We start from the raw sequence: 12,560 nt of genomic DNA on the forward strand, positions 1-12,560 counted from the left end.
ACCTGCTCAACCTCGGCGCCAGGGACGTAGACCTCCTGACCGTCGACGAGTTCGACGCGTACTGCGACTGGATCGACCGACACCAGGCCGACGCGGCTAAGGGGGCATCCAGTGGCTGAACGCATGGCTTTCATCCTCGACGGCGACGACAACCTTTCTCCCGTCTTCCGCCGGATCGGGGAGTCCGCCGAGCGGTTCCACCGCCGGATCAACGAGGCAGTCGACGAGTCCGGCGGCGAGCTCCGCGCGTTCACCCGCGCGGCCGGCGGCGGGCTTCAGGAGCTCGGACGCAGCATGGACTCCGCCGGCCGGGCAGCGGACGCGCTCGGCGACGAGGCGCGGCAGGCGGCCCCGGCTATTGCTCAGGTCGGGGACGCCGCCGACCGGGCGGCCCACCAGGTTCAGACGTTCACCCGAGACTCCAGCGGCCGGATCCGTGACATGCGCGGCCGTTTCCTGTCGGCGGCGGCGTCAGCTGATCTGCTGGCCCGTCAGGCCGCGGGGACGGCGCCGGAGATCCGGATCGTCGGCGCCGAGTCTCGGAGCAGCGCTGCCGCGGTCCGGGACCTGGGTCAGGGTGCGGACCGTGCACGGCCGTCGATTGCCAGCCTCGGCAAGGCGGCGGGCAAGACGGGGGCGGAGATAGGCGGCAAGGGCGGCGGCATGGGCGGGTCCATGGGGGCCGTCGCCGCGATCGCCGCGCTGTCGTTCCTGCCGTCGATCGGCGCCCTGGTTCCGATGGTCGCGGGGCTGGGTGTGGCGGCGGGCACGATGTCGCTCGGGTTCCGTGGTGTGAGCGGGGCGATGGAGGCTGCGACCAAGGGGAAGAAGGAGTATGCGGCTGCGCTGAAAGCCCTGCCGCCCCCGGCTCGTGAATTCGTTGAGACGCTCGTCGAGACGAAGAAGAAGTTCACGGATCTCGCGCCTGAAATCCAGAAGGTGATGCTTCCTGGGTTTACTCAGGCACTGAAGGATTCCGGTCCGTTCGTGAAGATTCTCGGCACGGCGATGACCGAGATGAGTAAGGGGTTCGGGGACGCTGCGGCCGGGGTGGGCCGCCTGATGAAGGATGCTGGATTCCAGAAGGATTTCACGCGGGTTCTTGAGCTGGGGAATGTTTTCGTCAAGGACCTGACTCGTGGACTGGGTGGGCTGACGCGCGGGTTCATTGATTTCGGTGCGAAAAGCGAGCCGACCCTGCGGTCTCTTTCCGGTGGCCTGAGTGATCTGCTGGCCAAGGGTCTGCCTGGCATGTTTCAGGGGATGGAGCGGGGCGTCGAGGGTTCCTCGAAGTTCCTCGACGGCCTCTTCGGAATGATCAACAACCTGCTGCCCGCACTCGGCCGCCTGTCGGGCGAAGTGTCGCGGACCTTCGGGCCGTTCCTCGGCGAGCAGATGACGCTCTTCGGGAATGTCGGCAGCCGGGCGATGGACATGCTCGGCGCTGCGGCCCGCGGGCTGAAGCCCGTGATGGACGACCTGTCGTTCGGGATCCGAACTGCCTGGATCATCGGCAAGGAGATGGGCTCCGCTTTCAAGGACGCGGGCAAGGCCGTCGTGGAGGCCTTCCTCCCGGCGGGCACGAGCGTCGAGAACGTGCGTGGCCCGCTACAGCGGCTGCACACGCTAGTCCAGGAAAACAAACTCGGGCTCATGGAATACGCCCGTATCGGCGCGAACGTCATGCTCACCATAGCCGAGGGATTCATCCGACACCTTCCGGCCCTGGTGAATGCAGCCAAGTTTATGTCGATCATCATCCTCGGCGCTTTCGATGCAATCCTGGGTGGCGCCAAGGTTGCTTTCGGCTGGATTCCCGGAGTCGGCGAAAAACTACAGCTCGCGTCGACCGAGTTCGACAAGTTCAAGACCGGGTTCCTTACCGGCCTCCAGTCGGCGGAAGACAAGACAAAAGCATTCGCGGATAGCGTGCTGCCGCGACTTTCCGAGAACCGGCTGAAGATGAATATCAGCAGCTGGGAAAGCCAGCTCGCTGTAGCCAAGGGCCAGCTCGCCTCGGTGCCCCCGGAGAAGCGGGCCAAGCTCCTGGCTCACATCGACGAACTGGAACGGAAGATCGCCGAGGCCAAGGGCGAAATCGCCTCGGTCCGGGACAAGACAGTGAACATCTCCGTCACCACCCACTACAAGACGACGGGCTCCCCCTACCGCCCCTCCGGCGGCCGCGAGTACAGCACCGGCGGCCTGGTCCAGGGACCGGGAACCACCACCTCCGACAGCATCCCCGCGATGCTGTCCAACCGCGAATACGTGCTCCCGGCCTCGGTCGTGGACCGCGTGGGTGTCGCCAGCCTGGACGCCCTGAGGCGCGGCGAATCGCTGGCTACGGCCGGCATGTCGGCGGGCGGCGGATCCCTGCCAGCTGCGCGCATGCAGGGCGGCACAGTGATCCAGAACCACATCACCGTCGAAGGCGCCATGGACCCGGTCGCCGTCGCGCAGCAGCTGGAGCGCATGCTCCTGAAACTCCAGCGGTCCTACGGCCTACCGGCGGGGGTGCTCTCAAGGTGACGATCAGACCTGTGCTGCGGGTGGCCTTCGGCTTCGCGTCGATGGCCACCTCGGTCACCTGGACCGACATCAGTCAGTGGGTCGACCTGGCCAAGGGGATCCGCTGCACCCGCGGCGCTTCCGACGAGCTGGCGCAGACCCAGCCCAGCACCCTGAGCGTGACGCTCGACAACGCGGATGGCCGGTTCTCGGCCGGGCTGGCGACGAGCCCGTACTACCCCTACGTGCGGCCCAGCTGCCCGATCCAGCTGGGCATCGTCACCCTCGCCGGGAAGAACCACATCCGCACGCCCGCCTTCGAGGACGACAGCATGGAGGGCTGGGAGAACAGCGTGTTCACGCCCGTGTTCGCTGCCCTGCCGGACACCGCCCGCGCCCACTCGGGGACCTACTCCCTTCTCGTGGCCTGGGAAAACACCGGGACCGGTGGGGTCGTCGAGCAGACCGTGTATGGCCTGGACGTCGGGCAGACCTACACCCTGTCCGGCTGGGTGTGGGTACCCGTCGGGGACCCGGCGGTACGCTGGCTGATCGACGGCGGCAGTGCCGGCACCGCGTCCGCAGTCACCAACGCGTGGACGCAGATCACCAAGACGTTCACGGCGACGAGCACCAGCCACACGGTGCAGCTCACCACGTCGCTCACGTCCCCAACGTTCGGGGATCAGGTGTGGCTGGACGACGTGCAGTTGGAGGTCGGGTCGTCGGCGACGTCGTTCGATGACGACGGCGCTGAGATCCACTGGCGGTTCTACGGTCTGGTCAACCAGTGGAACTCCGGCTGGAAGGGCTTGCAGGGCGAGGTGAGCCTGTCGGCGACGGACTTCTTCAAGGCGCTGTCCAAGCAGCCGCAGCTGGAATCACTCCTCGCCGAGGAGATCAAGCAGCTGAACCCGGTCGCCTACTACCCGCTGACAGAGCCGTCGACCTCGGCGTCTGCCGGGGATATCGGCGGCACGGGTGCAGGCAGCCTGGTTCAGGCGCAGGTCGGCAGCGGCGGCACCGTCACCTTCGCCGAGGCCGCCGGCCCTGCGGCCACCGAGGCGCAAGTGCTCAAGTTCGCCCCGGTCAACGCGTCGAACGGGATCCGGCTCGACTCCCACCTAGGCCCGTATGCGGAGGAGCAGACCACCCTGACGAACATCACGTTGGAGGCGTGGTTCCAGACCTCGACCGTCAGCCGCTACTTCATGGCGATCAGGAGCGACACGTTCCAGCACGAGATCGTGTTCGGGCTGAACGCCTCCGGCTATCTGGTCATCGAGCACACCGAGACGGGCGCCGCCCGGACCGTGACCACCGTCAACGCCGTGAACTTGGCCGACGGGGCCTGGCACCACGTCGTGTACGACGAGCTGAACGACCACGTCTACATCGACGGCGGCGCCCCGATCACCGTCACGGTCGTACCCATGCTCGCCCTGAAGTACCTGTCCGTGGCCGGCTACCCGAACCAGATGTGGGACGGCTCGGTCGCCCACGTCGTCCTCTACACCGGCAACACCGTCCCCGCGGTGATCGCCGCCCACTACGACGCCGGGATCACCGGCTACTCCGGCGAGGACTCCGACGACCGGGTCATGCGCCTGGCCGGCTATGCGGGCATCGTCGCCCTCGATGCGGTCGGTGACTTCTCGCCGGTCGCGTCCCAGGGCCGGGGTGGGTCGAGCGCGCTGGAGATGATGCGTGTCGTCGAGGCGACGGAGGGCGGCCGGCTGGCCAGCCACCGTGACGGGCATGCGCTGCTCTTCCAGAGCCGCACCGTCCGCTACTCCAGCCCCGTCGCGCTGAGCCTGGCATACGCCGACGTGGAGACCGACGGCGTGTCCCTTGCTGACGACGATCAGAAGCTGGTCAACCAGTACAAGGTCTCGCGGCCCGGCGGCGCCACACAGCGTGTCGTCGCCGCCCAGTCCGTCCTGGCGTTCGGCCCTGCGCCGAAGGAGGACACCATCCTGAAGATGACGGACTCCGAGGTACTGGATGCCGCGAACTGGAAGGTATCCCGCTACGCCGTCGGGCAGCCGGAGGTGCGCGAGCTCCCCGTCCAGGCGTACACACTCCCCCTCGCGTCCTACCGGGCGCTCCTGAACGCGGACATCTCCGCACTGCTCGAAGTCACCGACATGCCGGATGAGGCGCCGTCCGACACGGTGACCGCCCGGGTGGAGGGCTACGTCGAGGACATCAGCCAGGAGTCCCACCTCATCGCGTTCCACACCTCGCGGGGGCTGACGGATGCGGCGTGGACGCTCGACTCCAACACGTACAGCGTCCTCGGGTCCACGACCCGGCTCGGCTACTAGGAGGCCTGGTGCGACAGCGAGACACCCCGGTGCGGCGGGCCCAGCACTTCTACACCCCGCCCCCCAGCAGCCGCCCCGATGCGTGGGACCTGGTCCCGCCAGCGGAGCGGGTGTGGCGGTGGTACGAGCAGCAGATGCAGCGCCGTGTCGCCCCGCCGGCGGGCACGCTGATCGGCGCGAGTATCTACGCCCGGATCAACCACGGCAGGTGGGTCGGCGACTGCCCATGTGGCAGCGCGCAGGTGGTCACCCCGGATGATCCACGGTTCGCGTGCCCGGAGTGCGGCTACGGCTGGGCGCGGGTCGTGTTCCCTCAGAAGCCGGAGCTGGCCGAGGCGGAGGTGGCGGCGCGAGCACCGCATGAGCGGAACTGGTGGCACGACGACGACAGCACGGCATGGGACCGGCCCCGGCCGCCGCGCCCGGGGAAGGACCCGGGGCCGCCGGAGGACCCTGCCCCTGCGGAGCCGACGCCGGCGGAACCCCAGCCCGAGGAGCCTGCCCCGGAGGAACCGGTAGCCGGTCCGAAGGGAGGCCGTAGATGATGCTGGCCACGCCTCGCACCTGGGTCGTTGGCGAGGTGGTCACGGCAGCCCAGCTGAATGCGGAGCTCCGCGATCAGATCAACGCTTTGATCAACGGGATGCTGCACGTCGTCAAGTCCGGGAACACCGCACGCACATCGACAACGTCTCTGGCCAACGACCCTCACCTGGCTCTCTCGGTCGCAGCCAACAGCACGTACCTGTTCGACGGGTTCGTCGACTACGACGGAGCCTTCGGCGCGGGCAGTCTGAAGATGGACTTCACCCTCCCCGCGAGCGCGGTGCTGCGCTGGGGTCCCCTCGGCAACGTGGTGTCGGAGACGACTCAGAAGTACACGTCGAACACGACCGCCAGCGGCTCGATGTCCGTCGGTACCTACGGGACCGGCGGCCTCCATACGGCCGCGACGTTGCGCGGCTATCTGACCGTGGCGGCTACCGCTGGCACGATGCAGATGCGCTGGGCCCAGGACGGTTCGAACGGGACGGCGACGACGGTGTACGCCGGGTCGTGGCTGCGTCTGTACCGCGTCACCTGACCGCCCTCTCATACCCCTCGCCCCGAGCCGATGGCCGGGGCGTTCCTCATGCCTGGAGGCCCTCATGTCCACCGGTGCCCAGTTCTACCCCGGGGCCTCGACGGCGTACCGGTACGACGGCCGCTACCCCGGGGTGATGCAGGAGATCAACTGCTGCGTCACCCACACCACCGAGGGCACCTCACTCCCGGACTACGACGGCGGTGTCAGCGCCCCCAACTCGACGCTGCTCCCGGTCATCCCGGACAAGCGGATCAAGGTGTATGCGCACTTCCCCGCGGACATGTCCGCCCGCGCGCTGGTCGACAACTCGAACACCTCGGTGCGCACCAACCGGAACAACTGCCACCAGGTCGAACTCGTCGGATCGTGCGACCCCGCACGCCGCACGAGCTGGGGCAGCCGCCGTGCGGGCGTCGACTACATCTACTGGCCCGACGCCCCCGACTGGCTGCTGCGCGAGTACGCCAAGTACGTGGCGTGGCTGCACACCGAGCACGGCGTACCGCTGTCCTCGACGCCGCGGCCGTGGCTGCCGTACCCGACGAGCTACGGCAACAGCCGGGCCCGGATGACGCTCGCCGAGTGGGCTGGCTTCCGCGGGCACTGCGGCCACATGCACGTCCCCGACGGCAACGACCACGGCGACCCCGGCGCAACCCGCATGGACCTCGTCCTCGCCTACGCCCGGCAGCTCGTCTCCGGCACCACGCCCCCGACGTCCGAGGAGGACGACATGCCCACCCCCGCAGACCTGTGGAGCTTCAAGGTCCGCCTCCCGGACGGCCGGGAGGTCTCAGCCGCCGACATCCTCGGCTACTCCGACGCTCGACACAACGTCCTGTATGCCGAGCTCACCAACGTCAAGGCACAGCTCGCAGGCCTGTCCGCCACCGTACAGACCCTGGCTGGTCTGCTCGGCCAGCACGACGACGTCGACACCGACACGATCGTCGCCGCGGTTGAGCGCGCCATCGCGGCCGCGGTCATCGACGTGGACGTCACCGTTACTGGAACCCCGACCCCGCAGGAGTCCTGACCCATGAGAATCTTCGGACGCGAGCCCGTCTACATCCTGGCCCTCATCGGCGTCACCCTGAAGCTCAGCGCCGCCTACGGCCTGGACGTCTCCGACACGCTGCAGGGCGCCATCATGGCCGTCCTCTCCCTCATCGTCGCGCTCGCCACCGCCATCGTGCTCCGCACCGGCGCCGCCGCGGCGAGCATCGTGAACCTCGCCCAGGGCGCGATCGCCCTGTTCATGGCGTTCGGCCTGCACATGGCGGCAGAGCAGCAGGCGCTCTGGATGGCCGCCGTCGAAGGCGCCGTGGCCCTGCTCATGCGCCGGGAGGTGACCGCCCCGGTAGCCGCGCTGGCGATCGAGCAGGGCAGCCCGGTCAAGTCGGCGCCGCCGCAAGCAGTCTGAACGGAGCGCACGCGTGGCCGATGACCCGACGCTCGGCGAGGTGATGCGTCGCCTCGAGGATGTCCGCCAAGACCTGAAGGAGGATTTCCGTGAGCTGGGCCTACGGCTCGACAGCAAGGTCAGCATGGAGCGGTACCAGCTGGAGCAGCAAGCCCGCGACGGGCAGGCCGCGATCGTGCTGGAGCGGGTCAAGGCGATCGAGGCCGCGCGCGAGCAGGAAGCGGACAAGGCCCGCCAGGATGCACAGAAGCTCGCCGACCGGCGGGCAGCCGACCGGCGCCTGGCGTTCACGGCGATCATCGCCCCCGTGCTGATGCTGCTGCTCACCGTGTACATCAACGCGCGGGGGGCCGGGTCATGAAGCGTCGCCACGGGGTGGTCCGGCCGCGGCACCATCGGCGTACCGACGTCGCGTTCGCTGCCGTCGCTGCGCTGGGGCTGGCGGGGTTCGCGTTCCTGGTCATCCTGATGCAGGGCCTGGGCCATGATCTCCGTGCGGCGAACCTGGCGCGGGATGCTCTGGCTACGCAGGTGGAGCGGCTGGGGGCGTCGCCGGTGGCCGGCCCGCCGGGGAGTCGGGGCGAGCCGGGCCACGGGATGGTGGGGCCGTCTGGTCCGCGCGGGGAGCGGGGGCCGATGGGAGCTCCCGGGGCTGACGGTTCTCCGGGGCCGTCGGGTCCGCCTGGACCATCGGGGAGTCCCGGTGTGGTCGGGTCGGTCGGGCCGACGGGGGCGGGGGCTGCCGGGCCGACCGGTCCACCGGGGCCGCAGGGCGAGCCCGGGCCTGCGGGTGCCCAGGGTGAGCAGGGCCCGCCGGGGGCCGACGGCCGTGATGGTCAGCCCTGTCCGGAGGGCTACTCGCTCCAGCCGCCTGCCGGTGATCCTGATGCGTTGGTGTGCCGGCGTACGGGGGCTCCCCCGCCGGCACAGCAGCCTGTACCCGAGGCTGCGTTGGATCCGTTCCGTCGCCAGTATCCGTAAGCACACCGCCCCCTCTCGCCTTCGGGCGGAGGGGGCGATTTCTGCGTGTCCGGGCCCCGTACGCTGGCGGGCATGATTCGGACTGTCGTGCTGGACATCGGCGAGACCCTCACCCGAGACGACCGCTACTGGGCTGCCTGGGCCGACTGGCTCGGCGTCCCACGACACACCCTGTCCGCGCTCGTCGGCGCCGTCGTCGTCGACGGCCGGGACAACGCCGACGCGCTCCGCCTGCTCCGACCGGGCCTCGATGTCGCGGCCGAGTACGCCGCCCGGGAGACTGCTGGCCGCGGGGAGCAGCTCGACGAGGGCGACCTGTACGACGACGTACGGCCAGCGCTGGCCGCGGTCCGGGCCGCTGGCGCGCGGGTTGTCATCGCGGGGAATCAGTCGCCGAAGGCGGGCGCGATGCTGCGGGCGCTCGATCTGCCCGCGGACGTGGTGACGGTGTCGGGCGACTGGGGCGTGGCCAAGCCGTCGCGGGAGTTCTTCGACCGGGTGCTGGAGCTGTCCGGGGCGCCGGCCGCCGAGACGCTGTACGTCGGCGACCATCCGGCGAACGACATCGGCCCGGCGCGGGCGGCGGGGTTGGCGACCGCGCACCTTCGGCGGGGCCCGTGGGGGTTCTGGTGGGCCGACGAGGTGCGGGCGACGGGCGCCGCGGACTACTCCATCGACTCCCTGTTCGACCTGCTGTCGATCGTCAACCCGTAGCGGCAGACGGCCAGTTCACCGCGCGGTACGGTTCCCGTATGGCCGACCACCCCGGGCACCGTATCGCGGCGCGGCGCCAGTCCCGCCGCATGACGCAACGCGACCTCGCTGCCGCCGCGCACCTGTCCCTCGGCATGATCCGGCACATCGAGCAGGGCACCCGCGCGCCGAGCCCGTCCACGTTGGAGTCGATCGCTTCCGCCCTCGGCGTGGACCCGGCCCGCCTCGACCCCGCCTTCGCAGGCACCGCACACCGGGTGCATGCTGCACTGCCGTCGATCTCCGCGGCCATCGCGGGCTACGACATTCGCCTCGACCGGCCGGCCCGCCGCCGGGAGGAACTGCGGCAGCAGGTGGCGGCCGCCGTGGCGCAGCGGCTGGCGGCCCAGTACGGGCTGATCGCTGGGGTCGCTCCGGGCCTGCTCCGCGACACGCTCGCACTGCTGCACCACTCGGCCGGGGAGCAGCGCGAGGATGCGGCCCGGCTCGTGGCGGCGGCGGCCCGCTGCGCGGACGCGGTGGCCTACAAGTACGGGGCGCACGACCTGTCTGCCCGGCTGATCGACGTGATGCGGTGGGCCGCGGTGCAGGCCGATGACCCCGTGCTCCGGGCGTCGGTGGCGTACACGAGCGCCGAGACCTATCTGGCAGCGCACGCCTACCGGGTCGGGCAGGCGGCACTGGAGCAGGCCCTGGACGCGTCGCCGGCGCCGGAGACGACCGCTGCGGCCGCGGCCCGCGGCGCCCTGTTCATGCGCACCGCTGTCGTCGCCGCCCGGGCTGGCGCCGCGGAGGCCGCCTACGCCCACCTCGCCCGGGCCGGAGTGCTCGCGGGCGGCCTGGCCGAGGGCGTCTACCTTGGGACTGCGTTCGGCCCGTCGAGCGTCCGGATCCACGAGGTGGCCGTGGCGGTGAGCTTGGGTCAGCACCACATCGGCCGGGCCTTGGACGTGGCCCGCGCCTGGAAGCCCGGCAGTGATGTTCCGGCCGAGCGGCAGTCCGGGTTCTACGTGGAGGTGGGCCGTGCCCAGTTGTGGGCTGGCCAGCCGGATGCGGCGTTCGAGTCGTTGAAGGTGGCCCGCCGGCTGGCGCCGCAGCATGTCCGCGAGCATCCGTGGGCCCGCGAGGACGTTGAGAAGATCCGCAGGATCAAGCGCGCCGACGCCGAGTCTCTCAGCAGCTTCGCCGAGTGGATCGGCGCCGTCTGAGTCAACCGCTGCGGGTACCACATGGTGTGGTACTTACACCCCTTCCCGACGGTCATTCTCTCTCTGCCCGCACCAGACGAGCAGATGGGACGGCCTCGTGAGCACCAACCCAGTCGTATCCGCTGGCGATGTCAGCATCGCGCGTCTCCACGGCCACGCCTGTTGGGACTGTGGGGCCGTCAGCACCGAACTCGTCCCGGCCGGGGAAGCTTCTGTCCGCGGCTTCACCCAGAAGTGGCCGATCGTCAAGTGCAACCCGTGCTGCGACACGGCCGCCGGGGACCTTGCATGACGGGCCGCTGCGACCGGGCACCGCTTCCGGCGTCCGTGTCATTGCTGACCCACGACCAGTACCTCGGCCGGGCCTGCGTGTCGTGCGGTCGCCAGCTCACCACCGGAGCCGTGCCGCGCGGCATCGTCCCGGGTCGGCAGGGCGTCCACACCCTCAACACCGAGGTGTGGTCCTGCCCAGCCCCGGAGGCATTCCAATGACCGCACGCCCGGGCCCTCCCGCCCCGGCCAAATGCCCCCGCTGCGGCGCTACTCCCGTTACCGGGGGCGGCCCCGAGGGCGGCGCCACCATCCACGAGGACGGCTGCCCGCGCGGCGGCCGGACCGGCATCCGCTGACCCTGCACTCCGACTCCAAGGAGAAACCATGGCAACGCCCGTACCTCCCCCGCCTCCGTGCAGCGCTGGCAAGGGTGAGCCCTCGCCGCCCCCCGCGTACACCAGCAGCACCACGCTGGTCGCCAAACCGGCCAGCCCGCGCGCCGCTCTCTCCGACGCCGACTTCAACGCGGTGATGCACACGATCCTGGACAACAACCCCGGTATGGACCCCTTCCTCGCGGGCCGCATCCTGGTCGACGCGCTCGCGTTCCTGGCCACCGCCGCACGTACCGAGGGCGGCCTCGTACCCTCCCGCGTGGTCGACGAGGGCTGGCACGCTCTGATCCTGCACACAGGCCTATACCAGAGCCTGTGCGCGCGGCTGGGCGGCTTCGTCCACCACATCCCGGAGCGCCCCGACCCGGGCCGACGCTCGCAGGGCAGCATCGAGCAGACGATCGACGCCATCGAGGCAGCTGGCTACACCGTCGACCGCGAGCTGTGGCGCGGACCGACCGACACCGCGGTCTCCGTGGCGGCGAACTGCCAGCACTCGGGCCCGGAGGGACCGATCGTCATCATTCCGAAGCCCAAGGGCTGAGGCGTAGGCTCCGCGCATGAACGAGTGGATCGATCCGAGGTACGCCGAAGCCGTCGCCGAGCTGCGCGAGCAGCAGGCCGAGCCGGACCGGCGGGGGCCACAACTGGTGCGCGGATTCATGGTGCCGGAGCCCGACGAGTCCTGACCCGCGAGACCGCCCCGGCCGGCAATCCCCCCGTCGGCCGGGGCTACTCGCGTACGAGTTCCGCAAGGGGAATGCCGCAGGCCTTCGCGATGCCGAGGAGAACGGTGAGGCTCGGGTCGGACACCGCGTACTCGATCCGGTGAACCGTCTTGTTGTCGATTCCGACCCTCTCGCCGAGAGCCTCCTGCGTGAGGTCGGCATCGTTGCGGGCGGCTCGGATGCGTGCGCCGATGGCCCGGCGGCGGGCGAGTACCCAGTCGGGCGGATCGATTTGCACCCGACCACGTTGTTGTGATCTTGGCGGATTGTCCTTACCTGGCCAGGTAAATCTAACGATTGGGTGGGCATACCAATCACATGACCGAAACCCATTGCGCCAGTGGCTTGAACCCGTAAGGGTGCTGACAGAGGTGCTAAGAACGAGAACCCAGGGTGATACAAAGTGCACGATTTGCCGGACTCTCGCCGACCGCGGCTCAGCTCATCGCAGCACCTCCGCCACGACGCCGACAAGCGCGCCCTCGCCCAGTCCAGGGTCGCCGACCTCGCCACCCTCGGACCTGGCGCCTCCATCCTCATGATCGAGAGCCTCCGCAGCGCCCTCGATGACGCCCTCCAGCTGATCGGGGAACTCATCGACCCGACCTGACCTTCTACAGAACAAGCCCCGGGGCATCCGCACCCCGGGGCTTCGTGCTGCCCTCACGCCGCCTCGCGACGCCCCTGCGCCACGTCGGCCAGTGCCGGCCGGGAGAGGATCCTCCGCAGAGCGGCGATCAGGACCGCGTCCGGCGGTGGGGCCGCGGCCGCTTCCCGGCGGATCCGCTCGATGACCTCATCCCCCAGTAAGGCGCGACGCTCCTCCGGCGTCACATCGAGCCCCGATACGCCCGACCCCCGACCCTCGCCTTAGACTGCGACCCTCCCGCCAGCCCGAACCCCCGGCACGAAC

Annotated in this window: 13 protein-coding genes; 12 read left to right on the plus strand and 1 reads right to left on the minus strand. The window is 69.8% G+C overall.

Translation table 11 applies throughout. The annotated features are described in order from the left end of the window. Positions 1-111: 111 nt before the first annotated feature. From ACTVZO_RS05490 to ACTVZO_RS05540, 11 genes are all read left to right on the plus strand, one after another. Positions 112-2,532, plus strand: coding sequence for a hypothetical protein (locus tag ACTVZO_RS05490; RefSeq protein WP_443297283.1), 2,421 nt, complete (start codon positions 112-114; stop codon positions 2,530-2,532). Continuing rightward, positions 2,529-4,838 (plus strand): carbohydrate binding domain-containing protein, encoded by a 2,310-nt coding sequence (locus ACTVZO_RS05495; RefSeq protein ID WP_443297284.1) that lies wholly within the window; start codon positions 2,529-2,531, stop codon positions 4,836-4,838. Before ACTVZO_RS05490 ends, ACTVZO_RS05495 begins: the two co-directional genes overlap by 4 nt. Positions 4,839-4,846: 8 nt before the next feature. Next, the gene (locus ACTVZO_RS05500; RefSeq protein WP_443297285.1) at positions 4,847-5,383 is read left to right on the plus strand and encodes a hypothetical protein; all 537 of its coding nucleotides are present in this window, start codon (positions 4,847-4,849) and stop codon (positions 5,381-5,383) included. Continuing rightward, on the plus strand, positions 5,380-5,922 hold the full coding sequence (locus ACTVZO_RS05505; RefSeq protein ID WP_443297286.1) for a hypothetical protein: 543 nt from the start codon (positions 5,380-5,382) through the stop codon (positions 5,920-5,922). The genes ACTVZO_RS05500 and ACTVZO_RS05505 overlap by 4 nt, the downstream gene beginning before the upstream one ends. Before the next feature lie 64 nt (positions 5,923-5,986). Then, positions 5,987-6,961: a hypothetical protein gene (locus tag ACTVZO_RS05510; protein ID WP_443297287.1), complete on the plus strand. Its 975-nt coding sequence runs from the start codon at positions 5,987-5,989 to the stop codon at positions 6,959-6,961. A gap of 3 nt (positions 6,962-6,964) precedes the next feature. Next, positions 6,965-7,348 carry a hypothetical protein gene (locus ACTVZO_RS05515; RefSeq protein WP_443297288.1) on the plus strand — a complete coding sequence of 128 codons (384 nt, stop codon included), beginning with the start codon at positions 6,965-6,967 and terminating at the stop codon, positions 7,346-7,348. A gap of 13 nt (positions 7,349-7,361) precedes the next feature. After that, positions 7,362-7,709, plus strand: coding sequence for a hypothetical protein (locus ACTVZO_RS05520; RefSeq protein WP_443297289.1), 348 nt, complete (start codon positions 7,362-7,364; stop codon positions 7,707-7,709). A 692-nt stretch (positions 7,710-8,401) separates the two neighbouring features. Further along, positions 8,402-9,043, plus strand: a complete 642-nt coding sequence (locus ACTVZO_RS05525; RefSeq protein ID WP_443297290.1) for an HAD family hydrolase — start codon at positions 8,402-8,404, stop codon at positions 9,041-9,043. Between the two features lie 38 nt (positions 9,044-9,081). Further along, on the plus strand, positions 9,082-10,251 hold the full coding sequence (locus ACTVZO_RS05530; RefSeq protein ID WP_443297291.1) for a helix-turn-helix domain-containing protein: 1,170 nt from the start codon (positions 9,082-9,084) through the stop codon (positions 10,249-10,251). 657 nt (positions 10,252-10,908) lie between these two features. Then, positions 10,909-11,463 (plus strand): glycine-rich domain-containing protein, encoded by a 555-nt coding sequence (locus ACTVZO_RS05535; protein ID WP_443297292.1) that lies wholly within the window; start codon positions 10,909-10,911, stop codon positions 11,461-11,463. Between the two features lie 16 nt (positions 11,464-11,479). Further along, a complete protein-coding gene (locus tag ACTVZO_RS05540) occupies positions 11,480-11,608 on the plus strand; it encodes a hypothetical protein (protein WP_443297293.1) in 129 nt (42 codons plus the stop codon). A 43-nt stretch (positions 11,609-11,651) separates the two neighbouring features. Here the strand turns inward: ACTVZO_RS05540 and ACTVZO_RS05545 are convergent, their stop codons facing one another. Beyond that, on the minus strand, positions 11,652-11,885 hold the full coding sequence (locus tag ACTVZO_RS05545) for a helix-turn-helix transcriptional regulator (RefSeq protein ID WP_443297294.1): 234 nt from the start codon (positions 11,883-11,885) through the stop codon (positions 11,652-11,654). A gap of 165 nt (positions 11,886-12,050) precedes the next feature. Here ACTVZO_RS05545 and ACTVZO_RS05550 point away from each other — a divergent pair, with 165 nt between their 5' ends. Next, the gene (locus ACTVZO_RS05550) at positions 12,051-12,257 is read left to right on the plus strand and encodes a hypothetical protein (protein WP_443297295.1); all 207 of its coding nucleotides are present in this window, start codon (positions 12,051-12,053) and stop codon (positions 12,255-12,257) included. The last annotated feature ends 303 nt before the right edge of the window (positions 12,258-12,560 follow it).

The organism is Streptomyces sp. IBSNAI002 (assembly GCF_052244475.1).
Taxonomy (GTDB): Bacteria; Actinomycetota; Actinomycetes; order Streptomycetales; family Streptomycetaceae; genus Streptomyces.

Coding starts and splice junctions, on each gene's coding strand:
- ACTVZO_RS05515 (WP_443297288.1), top strand. CDS start 6,965: ATGAGAATCTTCGGACGCGAGCCCGTCTACATCCTGGCCCTCATCGGC.
- ACTVZO_RS05530 (WP_443297291.1), top strand. CDS start 9,082: ATGGCCGACCACCCCGGGCACCGTATCGCGGCGCGGCGCCAGTCCCGC.
- ACTVZO_RS05535 (WP_443297292.1), top strand. CDS start 10,909: ATGGCAACGCCCGTACCTCCCCCGCCTCCGTGCAGCGCTGGCAAGGGT.
- ACTVZO_RS05510 (WP_443297287.1), top strand. CDS start 5,987: ATGTCCACCGGTGCCCAGTTCTACCCCGGGGCCTCGACGGCGTACCGG.
- ACTVZO_RS05525 (WP_443297290.1), top strand. CDS start 8,402: ATGATTCGGACTGTCGTGCTGGACATCGGCGAGACCCTCACCCGAGAC.
- ACTVZO_RS05540 (WP_443297293.1), top strand. CDS start 11,480: ATGAACGAGTGGATCGATCCGAGGTACGCCGAAGCCGTCGCCGAGCTG.
- ACTVZO_RS05505 (WP_443297286.1), top strand. CDS start 5,380: ATGATGCTGGCCACGCCTCGCACCTGGGTCGTTGGCGAGGTGGTCACG.